General features: G+C 36.7%; 20 protein-coding genes. 10 read left to right on the top strand and 10 right to left on the bottom strand.

What is annotated here, in order from left to right:
* The first annotated feature begins 50 nt into the window (after window positions 1-50).
* A complete protein-coding gene (petG, locus tag SIB53_RS00210; RefSeq protein ID WP_011294783.1) occupies window positions 51-170 on the top strand; it encodes a cytochrome b6-f complex subunit V in 120 nt (39 codons plus the stop codon).
* Here the strand turns inward: petG and rsmD are convergent.
* The 4 genes from rsmD to SIB53_RS00190 all read right to left on the bottom strand — a co-directional run bounded on the left by rsmD (window position 118) and on the right by SIB53_RS00190 (window position 3,144).
* Window positions 118-753 (bottom strand): 16S rRNA (guanine(966)-N(2))-methyltransferase RsmD, encoded by a 636-nt coding sequence (gene rsmD, locus SIB53_RS00205; protein ID WP_413678243.1) that lies wholly within the window; start codon window positions 751-753, stop codon window positions 118-120. The two genes, petG and rsmD, sit on opposite strands and share 53 nt — an antisense overlap.
* Before the next feature lies 1 nt (window position 754).
* The gene (gene hisH, locus SIB53_RS00200) at window positions 755-1,384 is read right to left on the bottom strand and encodes an imidazole glycerol phosphate synthase subunit HisH (RefSeq protein WP_413678242.1); all 630 of its coding nucleotides are present in this window, start codon (window positions 1,382-1,384) and stop codon (window positions 755-757) included.
* Window positions 1,385-1,440: 56 nt separating this feature from the next.
* The gene (gene trxA, locus SIB53_RS00195) at window positions 1,441-1,764 is read right to left on the bottom strand and encodes a thioredoxin (RefSeq protein WP_038653576.1); all 324 of its coding nucleotides are present in this window, start codon (window positions 1,762-1,764) and stop codon (window positions 1,441-1,443) included.
* Window positions 1,765-1,980: 216 nt separating this feature from the next.
* Window positions 1,981-3,144 (bottom strand): GuaB3 family IMP dehydrogenase-related protein, encoded by a 1,164-nt coding sequence (locus SIB53_RS00190; protein WP_413678241.1) that lies wholly within the window; start codon window positions 3,142-3,144, stop codon window positions 1,981-1,983.
* A gap of 253 nt (window positions 3,145-3,397) precedes the next feature.
* Here SIB53_RS00190 and gyrA point away from each other — a divergent pair, with 253 nt between their 5' ends.
* Together gyrA and crtL are read left to right on the top strand one after the other, a co-directional pair.
* Window positions 3,398-6,013, top strand: coding sequence for a DNA gyrase subunit A (gene gyrA / locus SIB53_RS00185; protein ID WP_413678240.1), 2,616 nt, complete (start codon window positions 3,398-3,400; stop codon window positions 6,011-6,013).
* Window positions 6,010-7,254, top strand: a complete 1,245-nt coding sequence (gene crtL / locus SIB53_RS00180; protein WP_413678239.1) for a lycopene beta cyclase — start codon at window positions 6,010-6,012, stop codon at window positions 7,252-7,254. The genes gyrA and crtL overlap by 4 nt, the downstream gene beginning before the upstream one ends.
* On the opposite strand, the gene SIB53_RS00175 is transcribed toward crtL, so the two are convergent.
* Window positions 7,251-8,816, bottom strand: coding sequence for a glycoside hydrolase family 57 protein (locus tag SIB53_RS00175; protein ID WP_413678238.1), 1,566 nt, complete (start codon window positions 8,814-8,816; stop codon window positions 7,251-7,253). The genes crtL and SIB53_RS00175 overlap by 4 nt on opposite strands.
* Before the next feature lie 323 nt (window positions 8,817-9,139).
* Here SIB53_RS00175 and SIB53_RS00170 point away from each other — a divergent pair, with 323 nt between their 5' ends.
* From SIB53_RS00170 to SIB53_RS00160, 3 genes are all read left to right on the top strand, one after another.
* Window positions 9,140-10,759 carry a 2-isopropylmalate synthase gene (locus tag SIB53_RS00170; RefSeq protein WP_413678237.1) on the top strand — a complete coding sequence of 540 codons (1,620 nt, stop codon included), beginning with the start codon at window positions 9,140-9,142 and terminating at the stop codon, window positions 10,757-10,759.
* A gap of 133 nt (window positions 10,760-10,892) precedes the next feature.
* Entirely contained in the window at window positions 10,893-11,132 is a 240-nt protein-coding gene (locus SIB53_RS00165; protein WP_413678236.1) for a hypothetical protein, read from the top strand.
* Between the two features lie 54 nt (window positions 11,133-11,186).
* Window positions 11,187-11,576, top strand: coding sequence for a hypothetical protein (locus SIB53_RS00160; protein WP_413678235.1), 390 nt, complete (start codon window positions 11,187-11,189; stop codon window positions 11,574-11,576).
* A 35-nt stretch (window positions 11,577-11,611) separates the two neighbouring features.
* Here SIB53_RS00160 and SIB53_RS00155 read toward each other — a convergent pair whose 3' ends face one another.
* Entirely contained in the window at window positions 11,612-13,699 is a 2,088-nt protein-coding gene (locus SIB53_RS00155) for an HDIG domain-containing metalloprotein (protein WP_413678234.1), read from the bottom strand.
* Between the two features lie 69 nt (window positions 13,700-13,768).
* Here SIB53_RS00155 and folD point away from each other — a divergent pair, with 69 nt between their 5' ends.
* The 4 genes from folD to SIB53_RS00135 are packed head-to-tail and all read left to right on the top strand — an operon-like array spanning window position 13,769 to window position 17,591.
* Window positions 13,769-14,680 carry a bifunctional methylenetetrahydrofolate dehydrogenase/methenyltetrahydrofolate cyclohydrolase FolD gene (gene folD / locus SIB53_RS00150; RefSeq protein ID WP_413678233.1) on the top strand — a complete coding sequence of 304 codons (912 nt, stop codon included), beginning with the start codon at window positions 13,769-13,771 and terminating at the stop codon, window positions 14,678-14,680.
* A 42-nt stretch (window positions 14,681-14,722) separates the two neighbouring features.
* Window positions 14,723-15,622, top strand: a complete 900-nt coding sequence (gene crtE / locus SIB53_RS00145; protein ID WP_413678232.1) for a geranylgeranyl diphosphate synthase CrtE — start codon at window positions 14,723-14,725, stop codon at window positions 15,620-15,622.
* On the top strand, window positions 15,619-16,134 hold the full coding sequence (locus SIB53_RS00140; protein ID WP_413678231.1) for a divergent PAP2 family protein: 516 nt from the start codon (window positions 15,619-15,621) through the stop codon (window positions 16,132-16,134). The genes crtE and SIB53_RS00140 overlap by 4 nt, the downstream gene beginning before the upstream one ends.
* The gene (locus SIB53_RS00135) at window positions 16,131-17,591 is read left to right on the top strand and encodes an ATP-dependent DNA helicase (RefSeq protein ID WP_413678230.1); all 1,461 of its coding nucleotides are present in this window, start codon (window positions 16,131-16,133) and stop codon (window positions 17,589-17,591) included. Before SIB53_RS00140 ends, SIB53_RS00135 begins: the two co-directional genes overlap by 4 nt.
* Window positions 17,592-17,622: 31 nt before the next feature.
* Here SIB53_RS00135 and SIB53_RS00130 read toward each other — a convergent pair whose 3' ends face one another.
* The 4 genes from SIB53_RS00130 to SIB53_RS00115 form a co-directional block, all read right to left on the bottom strand.
* Window positions 17,623-18,978 carry a cobyrinate a,c-diamide synthase gene (locus SIB53_RS00130; RefSeq protein WP_413678229.1) on the bottom strand — a complete coding sequence of 452 codons (1,356 nt, stop codon included), beginning with the start codon at window positions 18,976-18,978 and terminating at the stop codon, window positions 17,623-17,625.
* A gap of 13 nt (window positions 18,979-18,991) precedes the next feature.
* Window positions 18,992-20,299, bottom strand: a complete 1,308-nt coding sequence (locus SIB53_RS00125) for a glucose-6-phosphate dehydrogenase assembly protein OpcA (protein WP_413678228.1) — start codon at window positions 20,297-20,299, stop codon at window positions 18,992-18,994.
* A 38-nt stretch (window positions 20,300-20,337) separates the two neighbouring features.
* Complete coding sequence (gene zwf / locus SIB53_RS00120; RefSeq protein ID WP_413678227.1) at window positions 20,338-21,861, bottom strand: glucose-6-phosphate dehydrogenase; 1,524 nt, start codon at window positions 21,859-21,861, stop codon at window positions 20,338-20,340.
* Between the two features lie 170 nt (window positions 21,862-22,031).
* The gene (locus tag SIB53_RS00115; RefSeq protein ID WP_413678226.1) at window positions 22,032-23,165 is read right to left on the bottom strand and encodes an FAD-binding oxidoreductase; all 1,134 of its coding nucleotides are present in this window, start codon (window positions 23,163-23,165) and stop codon (window positions 22,032-22,034) included.
* Between the last annotated feature and the right edge of the window lie 74 nt (window positions 23,166-23,239).

Raw genomic sequence — 23,239 nt, 5'->3', positions numbered from 1 at the left:
CTCTTTGACATGAAAGAATTGTTACTGGAAATCATTAAAAACGCGAGCCAATGATTGAGCCTCTCTTATGTGGGATTGTTCTTGGACTAGTTCCCATAACATTGTTAGGCCTTTTTGTTAGTGCATGGAATCAGTATCGTCGTAGCAGTTCAATGCCTGATTGGGAATAAGAAAAAGAAGAGAGGTGTTTCCATAGTATTTCTCTTTATCTAATTTCCAACCATTATGTATCCTTGGCATTGATTTTGACGAGCATTCGCAAATCAAAGTAGATGATTCTTTAATCCATTGCTTTGACAATAAAAGTTGTTGAGAAGTTTCATATAATCCAGACTCGTATGGAGGATCAAGAAAAACAAAATCAAATTTATATTCAGAAGTTGGATAATCTTTAATAAATTTAATTTTTTTGTTTTTTAGACCTTTTTTAAGAAATGAGATCAATTCATTGCATATTACTTCAACATGTAATGAATGATTCATTGTATTTGAGACATCGATAAGGTTCCTTTTGCAAATTTTTGCGGTTTCTCTCTGCTTTTCTATTGCAAGAATTCTTTTTACACCTTTTTGAAGAGCCTCACATGCCATTGCTCCACTTCCACTACAAAGATCAAGCCAACTGGCTCCTTCAAGTTTGTTCCCAATAATGTTAATTATTGCCTCTCTTACTATCGAGGAGGTAGGCCTTGTCTTTTGGTTTAAAGGACTTTCTATCCTTTTCCCAGAAATTAGTTTTAGTTTTCCTTTCAATCTAAAATTTTGTTTTTTTCAACCAATTAATCCAACTAAAAATAAGTTTTTGTCCTGCAATACCAGATTTTTCGGGATGAAACTGAAAGGCACCAGTATTTTTATGCCAAACTATTGAAGAAAAGTCAGTATTACCAAATTTTGATGTAGCCACGGTGTTTTTCTGTTCTACAGGACATGCTGAGTATGAATGAACGAAATACATCCAATTAGAATTAGGATAATCTTCTAAGATAGGACAATTGTTTGTTTTGTAAATTGGAGACCAGCCAATATGAGGTATTCGCTCATTTTCTTCTAGAGGTAATTTACGAATATTCCCTTTTATAACTCCTAAACCTTTTGAATATCCTTCATCACTATTCTCAAATAAAAGCTGTAATCCTAAACAAATACCAATAAGTGGTTTGCCATTATTAACCCAGTCAGTAATTGAAGGGATTAAATCAGTTTTTCTTAAGTTATTCATGGCAGGGTCAAAAGCACCTACTCCAGGAAGAATTAAAGCATCACAAGACCTTAGCGCTTTGATGTCACAAATAATATCTAAAGGTTGATTAACCCTTTTAAATGCTTGTTGGACGGAAAAAAGATTACCCATTCCATAATCTATTAATCCAATTTTTGCCAATTGTTCTACCTTGAAATTATTTAAAAGATCTTTAAAAATAAATCTAGAATTTGTAATTAAAGATGTTTGGATATTGTTCCAGACAAAGTTGCTTTTGGAACGGCTCCAACGACAGTATCAACTTTTTGCCCTCCTTTGAAAATCATTAAAGTTGGTATGCTTCTTATCCCATATTGACTAGCAACATTGGGGTTTTCATCAGTGTTTAATTTGAAAACTTTTATTTTGCCTTCGAAATCTTTTGAGATCTCTTCAACAATTGGAGCAACCATTCTGCATGGACCGCACCATGGTGCCCAAAAGTCAACCAAAACTGGCACGTCGCTCTGGAGGACTTCTTGTTCAAAAGAGGAATCAGTTACTGCAGAAGCTGTGGACATACCTTAGAAGTCTTAAGGACTAAATCATAACAATTGTATTTTGCATATAAAAAGTTTTTCTGCCATTTTTAAACGAAGTTTGAATATTGAGTTGCGTTCCTTGAATAAGAAAAACCCGAGCAAGTCGGGTGTTTTTGTGTGTGAGGAGTGTGAGAGCAAAGGCTCTCACTACTCAACTCTAGCGATTGTATTTAATTATGAAATTTTTCGGTATCTTTATTTTCCCATTCCAAGTTGTTGTGCTTTTTGGTAAACCTTGCCCTCTGTTAACAAAGAAGGTGCAACAACGACTTCGACTTTCTGCATTTCTTTGATATTTGTAGCTCCTAGAGTTCCCATAGAGGTTTTAATTGCCCCTAGCAGATTATGGGTTCCATCATCAAGAATTGCAGGGCCACAAATAATACTTTTTAAATTTCCTGTCGTTCCAACTTTAATCCTTGTTCCTCTAGGCAAAACGGGACTAGGAGTTGCCATACCCCAATGAAAACCTTTCCCAGGTGCTTCCTGAGATCTTGCTATTGGGGAGCCAATCATTACTGAGTCGGCACCACAAGCTATGCATTTGCAAATATCCCCACCAGTGATAATTCCACCATCAGCAATAATTGGAACATATTTCCCACTTTCTTTTTGGAAATCATCCCTTGCTGCAGCGCAATCAGATATGGCAGTTGCTTGAGGGATACCAACACCTAATACTCCTCTTGAGGTACATGCTGCCCCTGGTCCGATTCCTACCATTACTGCTGCTGCTCCAGCTCTCATTAGCTTTAAAGAAACTTCATAGGTAACACAATTGCCTACTGCCACAGGTAACCCAATGTTTGTGCAAAGATCAAAAAGGTCAAGATTTTGGCTTCCTTCTTTGCCAAGATGTTCTGTAGAAACTACTGTTGCCTGTAGAAAAAATAAGTCTGCACTTGAGTCTTTAATTAAATCTCTATACTTAATTGCTGCTAATGGGGTTCCGCTTACAGCAGCAATACCTCCTCTTTTTTTTATTTCTTGAATTCTTTTTAAAATTAATTCTTCTTTTATCGGTTTCTTATATATTTCTTGCATTAAAGGAACAAACTCCTCTTTTCCAATTGATTGGATTTTGGTTAGCACTTCTTCTGGATCTTCATATCTAGTTTGAACTCCTTCTAGATTTAAAACACCTATGGCACCTAATTTTGAAAGGGCAACTGCCATGTTTACATCTACAACGCCATCCATTGCACTTGCAATTATTGGAATATCTCTTTTGATTCCACCTATTTCCCAGTTGGTTTTCGTGATTTCAGGGTCAACTGTTCTTCCGCCTGGAACTAATGCAATTTCATCAATTCCATAGGCTCTTCGAACAGTTTTGGTGCGTCCTAGTTGAATATTCACACCTAAATTTTGTAACTTCTCGTCAAACTACCAACTGAAGTGCCAAATTGAGCAAATGTCGGGAATAGATAATCAAGATTTTGCTTGTTTTTCTTATTGATTAGATTTTTAGGTAATGCTTTTAGGAAAATTCATATCATGTTTTTGTAATTGTTGATTTTCTTAGAGGTGATTTACTTTCAGATGTATGGTAATTCACTTTAAAAGGTTTATTAATGCTCAGATGTTCTTATAATTGGTAAAACCCTCATATATGGCTGATCCATTGGGACCTAATAGTGCTGGTCCCGGGGAATCCGACGATCGGATCATTCAGACTGATTTAAGAAACGAGATGTCGCGCTCCTATTTGGAATACGCGATGAGTGTGATTGTAGGAAGAGCTTTGCCTGACTCGAGAGATGGTCTGAAGCCAGTACATCGAAGGATTCTCTATGCGATGTATGAATTAGGACTGACTAGTGATAGGCCATACAGAAAATGCGCACGTGTGGTTGGAGAAGTTTTAGGTAAATTCCATCCTCATGGTGATACCGCCGTTTATGACGCTTTGGTCAGAATGGCGCAAGATTTTTCCATGCAGATGCCTCTGATTGATGGGCATGGGAATTTTGGATCTATAGATAATGATCCTCCTGCTGCAATGAGATATACCGAATCCAGATTGCAATCTTTAACTACTGATAGCTTGCTTGAAGATATTGAATCAGAAACTGTTGATTTCGCAGATAACTTTGATGGATCTGTACAAGAACCAACAGTTTTGCCCGCAAGAATTCCTCAATTGTTATTAAATGGTTCGTCTGGAATAGCTGTAGGTATGGCAACCAACATACCTCCTCATAACTTGGTTGAATTGATTGATGGATTGATGGCTTTAATTTCTAATCCTGAATTAGAAGAAATAGAGTTGATGAACATAATCAAAGGTCCAGATTTTCCTACTGGAGGTCAGATACTTGGCAGAAGTGGAATTAAGGAAACATATCTTTCTGGTAGAGGTTCAATCACAATGCGTGGAGTTGCTGAAATAGAAACTATTGTAAATCCAGGGAGACCAGATAGGGACGCAGTAATAATTACTGAACTTCCTTATCAAACAAATAAAGCAGGATTAATAGAACGCATCGCTGATATGGTCAATGATAAAAAACTTGAAGGTATAGCAGATATAAGAGATGAAAGTGATAGAGATGGAATGAGAATTGTTGTTGAATTAAGAAGAGATTCATATCCTCAAGTGGTTTTAAATAATTTATTTAAACTCACTCCATTACAGACTAATTTCAGTGCAAATATGCTGGCATTAGTTAATGGCGAGCCTGTTATATTGTCACTTAGAAAGATGTTGCAAGTATTTTTAGATTTTAGGGTAGATACAATTGAAAAACGAACTAAATATCTTTTAAAGAAGGCAGAAAGTAGAGATCACATATTATTAGGATTGTTACTAGCTTTAGATCAGCTAGATGAAATTATTAGACTTATTAGATCAGCATCTGATTCGGCTACTGCTAAACAGAAATTACAAGAACTGCATGGTCTAACAGATATTCAGTCTGATGCTATTTTGCAGATGCAGTTAAGAAGACTGACAGCTTTGGAGGCAGATAAGATAAGACTTGAACATGAGGATTTAGTTAGAAAAATAATAGATTTAAAAGATATTTTAAATAAAAAAGAAAGAGTATTTGAAATAACAAAAATAGAATTAAACGAAATAAAAGAAAAATATAATACCCCAAGAAGAACAGAAATTCTTGATCTTGGAGGTGGCCTTGAGGATATTGATTTAATTGCGAATGAAAGATCAGTGGTTTTGTTGACTGAGACAGGATATTTAAAAAGGATGCCTGTTAATGAATTTGAAGCAACTAGTCGAGGTACTAGAGGTAAAGCAGGAACGCGAAGCCAAGGAGAGGAAGAGGTGAAAAAATTTATTAGTTGTAATGATCATGACAGCCTCCTTCTTTTTAGTGATAGAGGCGTTGCTTATGCTATGCCTGCTTACAGAGTTCCTGAATGTAGTAGAACTGCAAAAGGTACTCCTATTGTTCAATTGCTTCCAATTCCACGGGAAGAAGCTATTACTTCATTGCTTTCTGTGAGTTCTTTTGATGATGAAAACTATTTATTGATGCTTACTAGGGGAGGATATATAAAAAGGACACCTCTTTCAGCTTTCAGCAAGATTAGAGCAAATGGATTAATTGCAATAGGTTTAGAAGATGGGGATGCTTTGACTTGGGTTCGATTAGCTGAGTCTGGAGATAGTGTTTTGATTGGTTCCAAAAATGGAATGACAATTCATTTCAGATTAAATGATTCTGAATTACGTCCTTTGGGCAGATCAGCAAGAGGGGTTAAGTCAATGAATCTTAAGTCTGGAGATTCTCTTGTAAGTATGGATGTTTTATCTACTGAGTTGGCTGATCATGTTGATAAAAGTGAAGAAGAAGAACTACAGGATGAATCATCAGAATCTGAAGGCCCATGGGTACTTGTTGCCTCAGGAAGCGGACTAGGGAAAAGAGTCCCTGTGACACAATTTCGCTTGCAAAAAAGAGCGGGAATGGGTTTAAGAGCAATAAAATTTAGAAAAGATGGAGATGAGCTTGTAGGTTTAAGGGTTCTTGGTAAAGGAGAAGAATTATTATTAGTTAGTGAAAGAGGAGTAATTGTAAGAACTAGTGCCGATAAAATCTCTCAACAATCTAGAGCTGCAACTGGGGTAAGAATTCAAAAGCTTGATAATGGCGATAAGTTGTCGGAAGTTGTTTTAGTTCCTCCAGAACAAATCAATGATGAAGAAAAAGACTTATCTACAACAAAGGAATCAATTAATGCTGATCCAACGTCAAAAAATTGAAATTGAATAATTCTGCTGATGTATTAGTTATGGGAGCAGGACCAGCTGCACTTAGTATCACTGCTGAGTTGGTTCAACAAGGACTTAATGTTCAGGCAATAGCTTCAAAGTCTCCTTTAGAACCTTGGCCAAATACTTATGGGATTTGGGCCTCTGAACTTGAGTCTTTAAATATGCAGGAATTATTGAAATATAGATGGAAAGATACAGTGAGCTTCTTTGGAGATGGACTAAGCACAAAGGGTAATACTTGTTCGAATCATTATCTTGATTACGGCCTTTTTAATTCAATTAATTTTCAGGAGGCTCTTCTTGATAGATGTGATGGACTTGATTGGCAAGTAGAAACTGTCAAAAATATTGATTTTAGTGAAAGAGAAACGGTTGTTATTTGCACTTCTGGAAAAAAATATTTTGCCAGGCTCGTTATTGATGCAAGTGGTCACAAAACCCCTTTTATTAAAAGGCCTAAGCGTGATCATATAGCTAAGCAGGCTGCCTATGGGGTGGTTGGAAAATTTAGTTCTGCCCCTGTGGAGAAGAATCGTTTTGTATTGATGGATTTTAGACCAGACCATTTAAATTCAAACGAATTGGAGGAGCCACCTTCTTTTCTTTATGCTATGGACCTGGGAGACGGGAGTTATTTTGTAGAAGAAACGTCTTTGGCTTGTGCACCTCCAGTTTCCTTTGAATCATTAAAAGCAAGATTACATTCACGACTATCTAATAAAGGTATTCAAATTGAGGAAATAATCCATGAAGAACATTGTCTTTTCCCTATGAATTTGCCATTGCCTTATCGAGATCAACCTCTTTTGGCCTTTGGTGGATCGGCCAGTATGGTTCATCCTGCGTCGGGATATCTTGTCGGATCCCTTTTAAGAAGAGCACCCTCATTAGCAAAAGAGATTGCAAAAGTAATCAAAAAGGATCCTCTCATGCCTACATCTCAGATAGCTAGAAGAGGATGGAAAACTCTTTGGACGACTGAATTAGTTCAAAGACATCACCTTTATCAGTTTGGACTTGAAAGACTAATGAGTTTTGACGAAGCCCTATTAAGAATCTTTTTTGATACTTTTTTTAAATTACCTAAAAAAGATTGGTATGGATATTTAACTAATACTCTTCCTCTGCCAAGATTATTTATTGTGATGCTCAAATTATTTTCTATTGCTCCTTTCAAAGTTAGATTGGGAATGATTGGGTTGATAAAAAAAAGGAAAGAAAAAAATTAGGTTTTCTTTTTCCAATCTATGGGTGATATTAAAGGAAAGATACAATCTTCTTTTTCTATTTCCTCTAGAAGGTTGGAATTAATAATTGATTTGTTTTTAATTGTATTTATTAGCATCCAAAATCTTTTTAGATGCAAATTTATTCTTTCCCTTGCAAGTTCGGTAGTAGTTCCTGCCTTGAGAATGAAACTCCAATCTGAAGATTGAGATAATAGAAGTTCTCTTCCAGCCTGCTTTATAATTTTGATATTAGATTCTTCTATTAATCCTTCTGAACAGGAACTTATCATTTCTCTTCCAGCTTTACTCCATTCATTAACGATCCATGCATTGGACTTGTTTAACCAATAGTTATGAAAGCCACCTTGTCCCCAACTAGAAGGAGAAGGATTGCATAATTGGATTTGGGGTTTTACTTTAAGAGCCTCTTTTAAGGTAATTAATTTGATACCTTCCTTTTTTGACTGGATAAATAAATTGGATAGGAATTTTGGTCCTTCAAACCACCAATGACCAAAAAGTTCTGCATCAAAAGGAGCGATTAATAATGGCTCGATTTGCATTGATTCTTCAAGTCTAATAAGTTGTTTTTTTCTTTCCTTTAAATAATTTTCGGCATCTTTTTCAACACTTTCTGTTGCAGCTTGTGGGTCATAAGGTTGTTTTTTTTCTAAAGATGTATTTTTAGATGAAATTTTAAATAATTTAATTCCTAGTGGCCTTTTTTCATTAATTCCAATCTTTCTTAGCTCCTCTATTGGTAAATCCCAGCCCAAGTCTCTATGGAATTCTCGATAGTTTGGATTACCTGGATATCCATCCTTAGCTGACCAGACGGGAAGAGTTGATTCACTATCTCTACCAAAAAAAGCTACTCCTCTTCTAGTGCAAATAGGAGCATATAGACCATATCTTGGCCTTGGATCTGCATTTAATAAACCATGACCATCAAGGACTGCATATCTAAGACCTGATTCAGCCATTAATTCATCTAAGCCTTCATAATAGGCACATTCGGGCAACCAGATACCCAATGGAGATTTCATGAAAAGGCGTTGATGTTCTCTTACGGCAGTTTTTAATTGAGCTCTTACTGCCTCAGGGTTTTCTCTTAAAAGTGGAAGATATCCATGAGTAGCTGCACAAGTGAGAATATCAATAACTTCTGATGTTTCTAATTTCTTAAATCTTCCTATTAGATCACCTCTACAGTTCTTCCAGCTATCTAATTGACGTTTTAAATGATCTCTTAGATGAAGTGTTGCTTTTATGCATTCTGTCTCTGATGTATTGAGAACTTCTAACCTAATAGCTACCCATTTTTCAAAGCGATTTTTTAATACTTCATCTTCCAAAAGCGAAAGTAAAGTAGGCGATAATCCTATGGTGATTTTTGGTTCTTGATCTTTTGATCTCAAGGCTTCTTCCAGCGTCTCTAAAAGCGGTAAATAACATTCCACGAGGGCTTGAAAGAACCAATCTTCCTCTAGGGATCCAGGCTCTTCTGATCTCACGTAAGGTAGATGGGCGTGTAGGACTATGGCGAGATTGCCTTTAGTCATTAAAATTCCCAGATTGTTGGACTTGATCTTTGGATACTTATACTCTTTCGCAGCACGAGAAAAGATAAACTTTAAGTTATGACCTCAATCTAGTTAAATTAGATACTCAAAAATAATTAATTTTTTATTTATTACTTAGATTCTTTAAAAAAAATTTGAAATTAAATCTTCTGCTTTAAATTCAATAAATAAAAAATATAATAAAGATCAACTAAATTAGTGAAAAATCAATAGTCTTTGTAGAAAACTTAAATAAATATACTACAATCATAATAATTCTTGTAGATCTCTAAAAGGTCTAATTATTTTATATATTTCATTCTATGGCCAAAGATCCAGGCCGAGTTTTGATTTTTGATACCACCTTAAGGGATGGAGAACAGTCGCCTGGTGCGAGTCTTAATTTAGAAGAAAAGTTAGCCATAGCTCAACAATTAGCAAGATTAGGTGTAGATGTAATTGAGGCAGGATTTCCTTTTGCTAGCCCTGGAGATTTTGCGGCAGTTCAGAAAATAGCTGAGCAAGTTGGTGGTGAAGAAGGACCTATTATTTGCGGACTTTCAAGAGCCTCAAAACCTGACATTAAAGCTTGTGCTGATTCGATTTCTCCTGCTCCAAAAAAAAGGATTCACACCTTCATCGCAACTAGTGACATACATCTTGAACATAAATTAAGGAAAACCAGAAAAGAAGTTCTTGATATTGTTCCAGACATGGTCAGCTATGCTAAAGGTTTTGTTGAAGATGTTGAATTCTCCTGTGAGGATGCCGCAAGAAGTGATTTAGATTTTTTATATGAAGTAATCGAATTAGCAATTTCTTCAGGGGCAAACACTATAAATATTCCAGATACAGTTGGTTATACAACTCCTTCTGAATTTGGGGATTTAATATTAAATATCAATAAAAATGTTCCAAATATTAGTGAAGCAGTCCTCTCGGTTCATGGTCACAACGACTTAGGCCTGGCTGTGGCAAACTTCCTTGAGGCTGTAAAAAATGGAGCCAGGCAACTTGAATGTACCATTAACGGAATTGGAGAGAGAGCAGGTAATGCAGCTTTAGAGGAATTGATTATGGCTCTTCATGTAAGAAGATCATATTTTAATCCATTCTTTGGCCGGCCCCCAGAATCTCCAACCCCCTTAACAGCAGTTAGGACAGAGGAGATAACTAAGTCCTCTCGCTTGGTTTCAAATTTAACTGGTATGGTAGTCCAACCAAATAAAGCAATTGTTGGAGCAAATGCTTTTGCTCATGAATCAGGAATACATCAAGATGGAGTATTGAAAAATAGACTGACCTATGAAATTATCGATGCAAAAACAGTTGGATTGTCTGACAATAAAATATCTTTAGGAAAATTGAGTGGCAGGAGTGCGGTTAGAGCTAGGTTAGAGGACCTAGGATATGATTTGAATAGAGAAGATCTTAATGATGCTTTCGCTAGATTTAAAGACTTGGCTGATAGAAAAAGAGAGATAACAGATCGTGATTTAGAGGCCATTGTTAGTGAACAAGTTCAACTACCAGAAGCTTTGTTCCAATTGAAATTGGTGCAAGTAAGTTGTGGAACATCTCTAATGCCTACTGCAACAGTAACTGTTGTTGGAAAAGATGAAGAGGAAAAGACCTCTGTCTCTCTAGGAACAGGTCCTGTTGATGCAGTAGTACGAGCTTTGGATTCTCTAACTGAAGAACCTAATGAATTAATTGAATTCTCCGTGAAGTCTGTTACTGAAGGAATAGATGCCTTAGGTGAAGTTACCATTCGCATAAGAAGAGATGGGAAGCTGTTCTCTGGCCATTCCGCTGATACTGATGTTGTCGTTGCGGCCGCCCAAGCATACATAAATGCTCTCAATAGACTAGTAGCTGCTGAGGGAAGAAACTCCATTCATCCACAACATGATTTAGCTAAGGTAAATAAAAAATCGGGTTAATTGCTTCTTGATTTGTTCTATCTATTTTTTTTCAATATATTCAATAGGACTCCGTAAATTTTTTTAGAAAAATAGCTTTAATCCATTATTAACAGATTAAAATGTGTTGTGACGATTTGATAGGCGCACATAGATGGCTTTTAAAAGAAATCTCTACCGACTCACTGGACTTGATGGAGCTCCTCATCATGTTCTAGACGCGCCTTATGAAAGTATTGATGCAGCACTTTTTGCAGCAAAGGTTTGGTGCAGTGGACAAGGATTAAGTTGCAAAATTAAAGATAGAGGTATAGGTGTTCAAGTGCTTGCAGGAAATGGAACTTGGAGAACTGTTTGTTATCCATCTAATTGTTTGCAAACTTCATTCGCGTAAATAAATTATTAGTATCAATCTTATGATTTTAATTAAGAGAATATTTTTTTAAAGATGGGTTCAGGAATGCGCGGATATTGGACTCTTACTTGGTTTGGTTTGATCTCAAATACACTTGCAATTCCTTTTATTGCCTATGTTGTCGGGTCAGGCCCTCCTCTTCAAGTTGCCAATATCACTCTTGCTATTAGTCTTGCGTGGCCAGCCTCAATAACTGGGATTGTTGCTTCAGGAGGTCTATTTGCTCAAAGATCATGGGGTGTGGTTTTGTCGATAGTTGCTTTATCCATGACTCTTTCAGGGACCTTGCCATATGGAATTGTAAGACTAATTAAAGTAAATGATCTTTTTGGTATTAGTGGTTTATCTTTGCTTATTGCTTTTCTTAATTTATTAGCATTACTCTATTGGTGCAGAAGAGGTCATAGGCGAATTAGGCTTTAACTTGATCTATAATTTCAGTACTTTTTTAATAGTTTTTACCTTGAATTAAAGCTTGGATATTGCAATCTTCTGTGTCTCATCCTCCTCCACACAGAGACAAAAGCCCTAACTATTATTTCTATTTCTGCTCTCGTTAAACTACTTTCTTTTAATTGGCCATCAACCTGTCGGGATTGAATTATTTTTCTAACAGTTTGGCACGCATCTATATCAGAAGAGGAAGCGTCAAGCGCTCTTAATGCGGCTTCGCAACCATCTGCAAGCATAAGGATGCCAGTCTCTTTTGAATGAGGAATTGGTCCTTTATACCTAAATCGTTTTTCAGATGCAGAAGGATCACTTTCTCTAGCTTTATGAAGGAAATAACCCATTTTTAAAGTACCTTGATGTTCAGGGATGAAATCAGCAATCGGTGATGGAAGTCGATATCTTCTTGCAAGCTTTAATCCTTCATCTACATGGGCTTGAAGAACGTCGGCACTTTTGTATGGGTTTTTGATTTCTTCATGTGGGTTTCTACCATCTTTTTGATTTTCAATAAACCAATTAGGAGCATGTAGTTTCCCAACATCATGATAAAGAGCACCAGTTCTTATTAAGTCAACATCAGCTCCAATCACTCTTGCTCCTTCCTCTGCGAGACTTAAAATTGTTAATGTATGCTCAAATGTCCCTGGCGCTTCTCTAGATAATCGGCGAAGTAACGGACGTTCTTGATCAGCAAGCTCCATTAATCTTGCTCTAGTAAGTAAACCAAATGTATTTTCTAGTATTGGTACAATTAATATTGTTACCATAAGCATTGCACTTATAATTAGTGTCTCATTGAAAAGAGAATTAGGGTCAAAAGATAGATTGTTAAATTCTATATTTTTCTCATTAATCACTTGATTAAAAATAAACCATTGTCCTAATAGTGCACCAAAAGGTATAAATATAGCTATTTGAAGAACTTGTGCCCGGCTTCTCATTCTTCTGCCTAAAAGTGCTATGAATGAAGCAGCGATACAAGCAATTATTAATCTAACTTCGCCTGATGCATCAAGCGAAGTTGGCCAAATTAAACTAGCAGTAGCCATCCAGACTAATGATGTCGTTGTACCTATCCCTTGTGAAAGAAGGAGTGTTGGAGGTAATATTAATTGCATTGGGCTTGCTAGTGGACCTAACCAATCTTTTGTTAATTGAACTACAAATAATAAAGTTAAAGAAAGTAAACCATGCCTAGCCTGGAGCTTAGGATTTTCTCTTCTCATAATCATAAGAAGCAATCCACAACTCCCCAAAGATTCTGAGAAAGTTATTAACCACTTTACTGGCCTAGCACTTCGACTTACTTTATTAAAATGTTCGAGAACGTCAAAATCCTGAGAACTAATTTTTACGCCTTTTTTTGATATTAAGCTACCTTCTAAAACTTTTATTTTGTTTATTTCATCTTTATTAATTAAATCTTCAAGTAATAGATTTGTTTTTGAGGAATCAATTTTTAAGTTGCTTTTTCGATAAAAACTACTCGACAATATTTTTACACCTAATGTTCTATTTGGAGAGTCTTTTTTTCCTAGATCTACTAGTTGTAGAGATGAAGCTTCTTTTAATTGATCAAGTGCAAGTGTATCTATAATTCCTTGAGAAAGCATTTTCTCTGATGTTTTTTTGATCTCTGTCTCCCATACTGCCCATTCAATCTTAGAAACATTAACTAGCCAACTTTTTTCTGAACTAGTTAGATTGATTTTATCCTTACCTATTTGTAAATTAGTATCTTTTAAGCTACGAAGTTTTTTGATTTTATTTAAAACAATCTTTTCTAAATTATTAGATTGATCCTCATCGATAACTTGGATGAAAGTTTCTTTTAAGCCATTTCTCTTATCTTTTAATGCTTGCGTATCTAGAACTAATGCATCTGCAGGGGCTATTACATTGGATTGAGCGATATCTCCTGGTTTTAGATCGGGAACAGCAAGTAACTTATAACTTGAAAATATTGCTACTAATAGGCAAACCATCAATAAACCTAACTTGTCAGTGGCTGACCAGCGAAGTATGGGGCGTCTAGGAGATTGACTCCCCAACCATATTCTCCAAATTTTTTCTGGACTTGGTAATTTAGCCACAGATTTTTTTACCTACGCCTAACGCTAGGTTTAATGAGTTGATTAATTGAAATTGAATTCATTTTATTTATGCCAAACATTTTAGATGGAAAAAAACTTGCTCAGGAGATTGAACTAATACTTCAACAGACTATCGAATCTGGATTGGAAATTGTGAAACGTCCCCCTGGTCTTGCTGTTCTAAGGGTTGGCAACGATCCTGCAAGTGGAGTTTATGTCAATTACAAAGAAAAAGCATGCGATCGAATAGGTGTTAAAAGTTTTGCAAAGCATTTAAAAGAGGATATTTCATTGGAAGAACTTAGAAAAATAATTAAAAGCTTAAATCAAGATAAGAATGTTGATGGAATTTTATTGCAACTTCCATTACCTTCGCATCTTGAGGAGGATTCCTTACTTAGCTGTATTGATCCTGACAAAGATGCTGATGGATTACACCCTTTGAACCTCGGACGATTAATAAAGGGTGAAAAAGGCCCAAGGTCATGTACACCTGCAGGAGTTATGGCTCTGCTTGAGCGAAACCAAATCAAATTAGAAGGAAAAAGAGCAGTAGTAGTTGGAAGAAGCATTCTGGTGGGCAAGCCAATGGCCTTAATGCTCGAAGCTGCAAATGCCACTGTGACAATTGCTCATTCAAGGACTAAAGATTTACCTTCATTGACTAGGCAGGCTGATTTATTAGTAGTAGCAGCTGGCAAGCCCTATCTGATTGGGAAAAATCATGTAAGCGATAATTGCGTCGTTGTTGATGTAGGTATTCATAGACTTCCGCCAGATCAAAACAACTTAAAAGAAAGTAAAAAAACCACACTTTGTGGAGATGTAAAGATATTTGAAATTGAAGATAAAGTAGCTGCTTATTCCCCTGTCCCTGGCGGTGTAGGGCCTATGACAGTGACAATGCTTTTAGCAAATACGGTTGATAGGTGGCAGAAACATTGTGGATTACCTTTAACTATTAGTCATTTACTTCCATGAATCACAATGTCCTGAGAGAATTGGTAGGAATCGATTTTTTGCATGCAGGAAGCAATTGCTTCTTTTGACTTCGCTGAGTATCTAGTGAAAGCTAGAGCTCGCGTTGAAGATGCGCTGGATGCGTCTCTGGGCCCTGAAAAGCCAGAAAAATTAAGAGAATCTATGCGCTATTCCCTTTTGGCTGGAGGGAAGAGATTAAGACCAATACTTTGTCTTGCTGCCTGCGAGCTTGCTGGAGGTGATATTGAAAAAGCATTACCCACAGCAGTTGCTCTGGAAATGATTCACACAATGTCTCTTATCCATGACGATCTACCTTCAATGGATAATGACGATCTTCGTCGAGGGCGCCCTACTAATCACAAAGTCTACGGAGATGCGGTAGCAATACTTGCAGGAGATGCTCTGTTGACAAGGGCTTTTGAGATGGTATCAATTCGTACAGAGGGCATACCATCAGAGAGACTATTGAAAATCGTAGGTGAGTTTTCTTTAGCGGCAGGGGCTCCTGGACTAGTGGGAGGACAAGTGGTTGATCTCGATTGTGAAGGAAAAGAAGTGGATTTGGAAACCTTGGAGTACATTCACCTTCATAAAACAGGAGCTCTGCTTAAGGCATGTGTCACTTGCGGAGCATTGATTGGCGGAGCTGATGAGAAACTTCTGAAAGCATTAAGTGTCTATGCGAGAGGGATTGGCTTGGCATTTCAGATAATTGATGACATTCTTGATGTAACAGCAAGTAGTGAAGTATTGGGCAAAACAGCAGGAAAGGATTTAATTGCTGATAAGACTACTTATCCAAAATTACTTGGTCTTGATGAATCAAGAAGGAGAGCTGATCTTTTAGTCGCTAAAGCAAAAAATGCCCTTGATCCTTGGCCCGAAAAATCACAACCTCTTCTCGCATTGGCTGATTACATTACAAGTAGAGATAGATGAATCATAATCCTGGTTCAGAATTTCAATTTATTTATATTCTTGATAATGCTGTATTGGCCTGGGGTCTAGCAGCATGTGGCCTTGCTCAATTTTCTAAATTGTTATTTGAATTAATTTTTAAGCAAAGGTGGAGACCGTCAGTACTTATAGAAACAGGAGGTATGCCTTCAAGTCATTCGGCTTTGGTAACAGGAACTGCTGCAGGAGTGGGACTTCAGCTTGGTTTTAATGATCCAGTATTTGCTTTGGCTTCAACAATTGCTTTTATTGTGATGTACGACGCTTCAGGTATAAGAAGATCTGCAGGCTTAACAGCAGCAAGAGTTAATCAAATCTCAAAAGATAATTCCCAGCAAGTGTCTTCAGAAAACAATTTAAAAGAATCTTTGGGGCACACAAAAATCGAGGTATTGGTCGGAAGTTTTCTTGGACCAATTGTAGCTTTGCCAGGTATTGTTTTCATCGGTTCCCCTTTACATATTTTGCAAATGCTTGGTTTGGTTGCTGTGTGAAAGAAGTAAAAGCAAAAGAAGATGGTGTTGTTTTAACTAAGGATCAAGAAAAATCTTTTGAATTATTTTGTGAATGGTTAAATACCCCATATTCCTTTAAACCATTTGTAATGAAGGGCTTTGCAGGTAGCGGAAAAACATATCTTTCTATGAAACTATTAAAAAAGGTTGATGAGTTAGGTTTGTGTTGGACCGTAGTTGCACCTACTCATAAAGCTGTAGGCGTATTAAGGGAGGGTTTGAAAAATGAATCTATTCAGCCAACATGGTTTCCCTCAACCATTCACCGCTTGCTTCGACTTAAGTTGAAAAGACAGGCGGATGCCGAAATATGTGAAAGAACAGATCAAACCGAGAACTCTTTGGAGAATTTAGGACTTGTTTTAATTGATGAATCGTCAATGATTGATTCCAAATTATTGGAAATAACTCTTGAATGCGCAAGATGCAACTCGACTCGTTTGGTTTTTGTTGGTGATCCTGCTCAACTCCCACCAGTGGGAGAAAGCTTTAGTTCAGTTTTTTTGATGAAACGAGCTGTAAATACTGAACTTAGAGAAGTTGTTCGTCATCAAGGGCCTGTTTTGAAATTGGCAAAGATAATTAGAGACGGACAAATTCCTTGTAATCAGCCACCAATACTGCCAATTATTAATACTAATAAGGGTAATGTTGGACTATTAGATAGATATAGTTGGCTTGAAAGAGCTAAATCATCATTGAGATTATCCTCTCTAGAAGATGATCATGATAGAGCAAGAATTTTGTGCTACACAAATCGAATTGTTGATAATCTAGTTCCTCACGCCAGAAGAGCTATTCATGGAGAGATGGCAGATCAATATCAGGTTTTACCTGGGGAGATTTTAATAAGCCGTAAAGCTGTAATGGTAAATGCTTCATTAAATGGGGATGAGCTTGGAGAAGATCCAGATATTTTGATTAGTTCCAATAGAGAGATGGTGGTTGAAGATGTAATTCCAAATAGTTTTGATTTGGCCTCTTTAGGAATTCATCAAGATTTCGAAAATCCTTTACCTGTTATTCAAACTCAGATAGCTAAAGTTAGCTGCGATCAAAAAGAATTTTCTTTGAGGTTAATGCCTAAATTAGGTTCTAAATCTCGTGTTGATTTGGACCATTGTTTAAATGAATTGAGCAATCAAGCAAGAGAGAGAGGAAGAAAAAATAGTGCTTCGATTTGGAAACTTTTCTTTTTTATAAGAGATTCATTCGCGTCTTTAGGTCCTGCTTCTGTCCTTACAATTCATAGGAGTCAAGGAAGTACTTTTGGAGAAGTGTTCATAACTTCTGATGCTTTTTGGCCTCAAGATATTGAATTTAGAAGAAGGCTAGTATACGTTGCTGTGAGCAGAGCGAGCAAAGGGGTATGGATTGTTGGTGATAATAAAAGCAATATAAATCAATCTCTTTTAGAGAAATTATTAATCGATTAATTTGTAGATCTTAGTTTAAAACAGATTTGATTTAAGCATAATTCATAACACTTCTTTTCCAATTTTCTAAAATAAGAGGGGAACTTGCCCAATGGAGATGTATCCAGCTTGCATGAATTAAATGATTACAAAAACCTTCATTTTTTATCTCCATATTCCATCCTTTGATATCCCATAGTTGATTTATTTTTGAATTATAACTTTCATTAATTATTTCCCAACGATGAAATTCATGTCCTATTAATTTATCACCCGGAGTAGTAATAGGACTTTTATTTTTACTTATTGCTTCCCTATAACCAATTTTTAAATTACCCTCTTTAGCCTTAAAAGGTAATATTCCAGCCATTGAATGTTCTCTTCCTTCAAGATCAAATATACTTTTACCCAAAAGCATCATTCCACCACATTCAGCGTATATAGGAAACTTTTTTGAAAACATTTTTATTGAGTTCAGGCTTATTGTTGAATCACTTAATTGGCTTGCATGTTGCTCAGGAAACCCACCAGGTATTATTAATCCTCTAGCTTCTTTTGGAATTTGTTCGTTTTCAAGAGGTTTCCAAGTAATAGTTGGCATTCCATTTTCTTCTAATAATTCTTTTGTTTCTTGATACCTAAAGTGGAAAGCTTCATCTTCAGCGATAGCAATTGGGTGAATAAACTCTGATTCTTTCTTTGGCAAGAAGTTAATTGTTTTGTTGTTAGATTCTGGAGGTAATAAAAGCTTTCTAAAACTTTCAGTGTCTAGATAATCTTTGGCTATTAATGCCCACTTTTTAACTTTAATTTCTACGTCTAGAATTTCATGAGCTGGAGCCAAACCTAAATGTCTTGATGGAAGATATAAGTCTTTGCATGAAGGAAGAGAACCCAATGACTTTATATTGATTTGATCAAGAACCTCCAACAATATTTTTTCATGTCTAGGCGTTTGAACATTATTTAGAACAACGCCTGCAATTTTTAATTCCTTATCATGCTCACTAAATCCTTTTATCAAGGCTGCTAGTGATGCAGCCTTCCCTCTAGCATCAACAATAAGGACTACTGGGAGACTTAAGACCTTAGCTAATTCAGCTGTACTTCCTTTTGAAATACTGCCAATTCCATCGAATAATCCCATTACCCCTTCAACAAAAGAATAATCAGTTAATCCTCCGAAGTGTTTAAAGTTTTCTTTAACCCATTTTTCACCAGAAAGAATTAAGTCAAGATTTCGACAAGCTTTGTTTGAAACTGCGGTGTGTTGTTGAGGGTCTAAATAATCAGGTCCGACTTTAAAAGTTTGGACTGTTTTATTGATACTTTTTAACCAAGAAATTAAAAGAAGACTTAAAAGAGTTTTACCACTGTTACTTGATATAGAAGAGATTACACATGCCATCTGATGACTATATTTATTTGGCTTGATTAATTAAATCAAGCATTTCTTTTGCTATTGGTGTCGCACTCGCAAGTAAAGGACTCGTATTCCCTCTGCTGCTGGAGAGTAAACGAGCAACATCATTCTCTAATGAGTTTTTTTGAATAGGAACCACTTGTTCAATAAGTTCCATTCTTGCCATACCCCCAGCTTCTAATCGCATACATTCCCCTGATTCTGATGCAAGAATTACGCAAATATCGTTTTTTTGTTTGTTTTTGTCTTTTGAAATTAATCTCAAGCCAACTATCTGACCAGGATTTATGCTTGGCTTCCCTATCGGTAGAGAAGTTATACCAATCTCCACAAGAATTTTGTCAGGACGAAGAAAACTAACTTTCAGCTGATCTGTTTTTGAGAAGATACATTTTTCAAGTTTCCAGTTGAGGCGATCGGCAATCCATGCAGCAAGTAAAAGCCCTTGAACTGTTTGAGACCCATCAATATCAATGTCAATTTTTTGTAAATTATCAAGAGCATTTCTTCTTTGAAGTGGATCAAATACCATCGCTAAGGTTTCTCTCCAACCTCTAAGACGAAGCCAATTCAGGTCATTAACAGCTTGTCCAGATTGAATCCTTTGAAGCAATAAATTTAAGCAGACTATTGGTTCGCCTAGTGCCGTATCAACAATTAATCGTCGACTCGGTAGCGCTAGGGCATTAAGGAATTCAGGGGCTTCATCAATTCTTCCATTCCACCACAACCAAGAGGGAAGTTCATCTGGGACAAGAGTCTCAACAATTTTAAGCCCATCATTGATAGCGGTTTTATTACCTCTTAAAACAATTACGTCGCCACAAGCTGTCTTGCCTCCGCCTTCCTCAGGAAGAGGACAATATGCGGCTACTAAAGTTTCTAAATTATTTTCTTCTTCAATTGTTGGCGCAATGGTTATTAATCTTCGAGGTTGCAAATTACTTATAGAGGTGTCTATATGTTGCCCCCTAAGATCTTCCACATTTTTAATTAACTCTTCAGATTGAATTGAAGATTGAACTCTAAAATCTAGTGGAGAAGTGCTGTTAGGGAGATCTCCTTTTAAAATAATTTCTCTTGCAGCTTGTATGAGATCATTTCTTTGGCTCCCTACTACTGGGCCAGGTATTTTCCCTGTTTTGACTAATTTTTGTTCAATCCAAGCAGGTTGCCAAACAATCAAGCAGAAAGTGTTTGCTCCTTGATCTCCTCTTTCATCATGAGACCAGAGCTGCTCAAGATAAGTAGGGATTTCAGCTGGGGGTAGCTGAAGAGGTGTTTGCAGGGTTAATTGAGGAGACATTTAATTTGGTTCAAATAAAAGATGTAGATTCATTTTTTTCAAGGTCTTCTCCATAGAAGCTGATCTTTGCCAATAAGTAAGTCTGATTCAGTAGGCCCCCATGTCCTTGATTCATATTGGTAAACAGGTAATTCCCATGGAGAATCCTCAATCTTCTCTAGTAGAGGAGTATATAAACGCCAAGCAGCCTCTACTTCATCGCTTCGAGTAAACAATGTTGGATCACCAAGCATTGCATCAGCAAGGAGTCTTACATAACCTTCATCTGATGGCTCACCAAAAGATTCGTCATAAGAAAACTCCATATTTACAGGTCTACTTCGCATCCCAGAACCTGGTGATTTCACTTCAAAACTAAATTCAGCTCCTTCGTTGGGTTGAATCCTGAGAATTAATTGGTTTGATGTTGGGCATCCCCCTGCTGCATCAAAAAGGTGAACAGGAGCTTCTCTAAATGTAAGAACAACCTCGCTAAGTCTTTTAGCTAATCTTTTCCCGGTCCTCACATAAAAAGGGACTCCCTGCCATCTCCAATTATCTATGAAAAGCTTCATAGCTACATATGTTTCGGTGGTGCTGTTTGGATTAACACCTGGTTCTTCTCTATATCCAAGGAGTGGATCCTCATCGCTTCCTCCCTTTGAGTACTGTCCCCTAATGCAACATTCCCAAGGTTTTTCTTCATTGGCAAGCTTGACTGCTTGAAGAACTTTTGCTTTTTCATTTCTAATTGCTTCTGGATCAAAGTGTCCAGGAGGTTCCATTGCTGTTAAAGCAAGCATTTGAGTCAGATGGTTTTGAACCATATCCCTAAGTGCTCCTGAAGATTCATAGTATCCAGCTCGATCTTCGACTCCAACAGTTTCGGAACTGGTAATTTGAACACTCGATATGTAATTTCGATTCCAGATAGGTTCAAAAATCGTATTTGCAAATCTGAGAACAAGAATATTTTGAACGGTTTCTTTTCCTAAATAATGATCTATTCGAAATATTTGACTTTCTTGGGCACAGCTCTGAACGAGAGAATTGAGTGACTGAGCACTATTAAAGTCTCTTCCAAAAGGTTTTTCAATTACAACCCTGCTACGTTTGGGATCTTTTAATAATCCTGCAGCAGCTAAAGCTCTACATCCACTTCCATAGAATTTGGGAGATACAGAAAGGTAAAATGTCCGGTGGCCGTGAGTTGCTCTTAATTTATCAATTATCTCAAGCCTTTCCCCAAGCTTTACTAGGTGTTCTGTTTGTTGAAGGTCTACAGGTTCATAGAAAAGATTTTGAGAAAATAGTTCCCATTCTTTTGGACTTTCTTTTATTTGAGTAGAAAGAGCTTCTTCCATTCTTTCTTTAAATATTTCATCAGTCCAAGGCCTTCGCGCACAGCCTAAAACTGCAAACTCACTTGGTAATCTTCTTTGCTTAAAGAGCTCAAATAATGCTGGAACAAGTTTCCTGTGCGTTAGATCGCCTGAGGCACCAAAAATAACCAGACATTGAGGAGGAACTACTCGCTCTTGACGAAGCCCGATTCTCAATGGGTTTGTTACTGGCATTATCATTGATAAATTCCTTACCAATTAGATTTGAAATATTATCCAAATTGCTTCTAATCATTCCAACGTTTTTAAGGTCGGATGTCTAAAAACAAAATTGATATTTATTAATTAAATATAGAAAAAATATTACTGAAGTAATTAATAATTATCGCTTTCCAGACTTTTTTTTTTCTTTAATAGGTCTCAGCGTGCCATCTGCCTGCTTTTCTGAGTTTAGGTCTAAGCTCAGACCAGTCTAAACCCTTTGCAGAAGCAGCAGTTGTCATTGCCTCGTCAATACCAGGCTCCATTCCTTTTAATCCACATAAGTAAATATGAGTCTTAGGATTCTCAATCATGTCGAATATTTCTTCTGCATGTTCAAGGACCCTGTCTTGAATGTACATTCTTCCTCCTTTTGTATTATTTTGCTCTCTGCTGATTGCTTTTGTATATCTAAGGTTTTTAGGGAATTTTGATTTGTAGTGTTCAAAATCATCATCGTAAAGCAAGTTAGCGGTCTTAGGTGCACCCATGAATAACCAAGCTTTTCCTTTGAAATTCCATTTATGTTTTTCAATTTCCGTAGGCTCAAACATCCTTCTTAAATATGCTCTCATTGGTGCTATACCAGTACCTGTAGCAAGCATTATTATATTTGAATCTTCTTCCTCAGGAAGAAGCATCTCTTTGCCTACAGGTCCACTAATTTTTACTTTGTCTCCAGGGGCTAGGTTGCACAAATATGTAGAACAAACACCATTAATGGTTTCGCCATCTTTTTCATACTGAAGTTGGCGAACACATAATGAGAGTGTATTTCCTGCAAAGTTATCACCATATCTTGTGCTAGCAATTGAATAAAGTCTTGGTCTATGAGGCTTCCCTTTTGCGTCTTCACCTGCGGCAAGAATTCCACAACTTTGACCTTCAACATATTTGAAATCAGGGTCTCCTCCTGAAAGATCAAAAGTTATGTGTTGAACTTTACCAATTGCTCCTTCTTTAAGTGCAGAATAATTTTCAGTTACTGTTCCTGTGAAAGGAGCTTTTGGCTTATAAGTATTAACGGGTACATCTGAGTGCGGTTTCTTCGAAGCAACTTTAGTAGGAGCAGCAGCAGCTTTAGGAGCAGCAGCTTTAGGAGGAGCAGGAGCAGCAGCTTTAGAAGGAGCAGCTTTAGCTGATACTTTTTCGCTTAATGCATTCTTTCCAGTTCGCAGCATTGCACCAAATGAATATTGCCTGCGTATTAGATAGAAAAAACCAATTATGATAGGAATATGTGCAAGACCACCAATAACTACCTTTGTCTCTGAGTAAGCCATAAAAACTTAAAATAGAAGGTGAGATTACCAAGAAGAGGTAACATTTAGCTGTTTTATCTTGATATTACTAATTT

Origin of the sequence: Prochlorococcus sp. MIT 0916 (genome assembly GCF_047305155.1) — a bacterium.
Taxonomy (GTDB): domain Bacteria; phylum Cyanobacteriota; class Cyanobacteriia; order PCC-6307; family Cyanobiaceae; genus Prochlorococcus_B.
Note: the sequence above shows the minus strand (reverse complement) of the source record. Positions and strands in the feature narration are given on the sequence as shown.

Coding starts and splice junctions, on each gene's coding strand:
- petG (WP_011294783.1), top strand. CDS start 51: ATGATTGAGCCTCTCTTATGTGGGATTGTTCTTGGACTAGTTCCCATA.
- trxA (WP_038653576.1), bottom strand. CDS start 1,764: ATGTCCACAGCTTCTGCAGTAACTGATTCCTCTTTTGAACAAGAAGTC.
- gyrA (WP_413678240.1), top strand. CDS start 3,398: ATGGCTGATCCATTGGGACCTAATAGTGCTGGTCCCGGGGAATCCGAC.
- SIB53_RS00175 (WP_413678238.1), bottom strand. CDS start 8,816: ATGACTAAAGGCAATCTCGCCATAGTCCTACACGCCCATCTACCTTAC.
- SIB53_RS00170 (WP_413678237.1), top strand. CDS start 9,140: ATGGCCAAAGATCCAGGCCGAGTTTTGATTTTTGATACCACCTTAAGG.
- SIB53_RS00165 (WP_413678236.1), top strand. CDS start 10,893: ATGGCTTTTAAAAGAAATCTCTACCGACTCACTGGACTTGATGGAGCT.
- SIB53_RS00160 (WP_413678235.1), top strand. CDS start 11,187: ATGGGTTCAGGAATGCGCGGATATTGGACTCTTACTTGGTTTGGTTTG.
- folD (WP_413678233.1), top strand. CDS start 13,769: ATGCCAAACATTTTAGATGGAAAAAAACTTGCTCAGGAGATTGAACTA.
- crtE (WP_413678232.1), top strand. CDS start 14,723: ATGCAGGAAGCAATTGCTTCTTTTGACTTCGCTGAGTATCTAGTGAAA.
- SIB53_RS00140 (WP_413678231.1), top strand. CDS start 15,619: ATGAATCATAATCCTGGTTCAGAATTTCAATTTATTTATATTCTTGAT.
- SIB53_RS00130 (WP_413678229.1), bottom strand. CDS start 18,978: ATGGCATGTGTAATCTCTTCTATATCAAGTAACAGTGGTAAAACTCTT.
- SIB53_RS00125 (WP_413678228.1), bottom strand. CDS start 20,299: ATGTCTCCTCAATTAACCCTGCAAACACCTCTTCAGCTACCCCCAGCT.
- zwf (WP_413678227.1), bottom strand. CDS start 21,861: ATGATAATGCCAGTAACAAACCCATTGAGAATCGGGCTTCGTCAAGAG.
- SIB53_RS00115 (WP_413678226.1), bottom strand. CDS start 23,165: ATGGCTTACTCAGAGACAAAGGTAGTTATTGGTGGTCTTGCACATATT.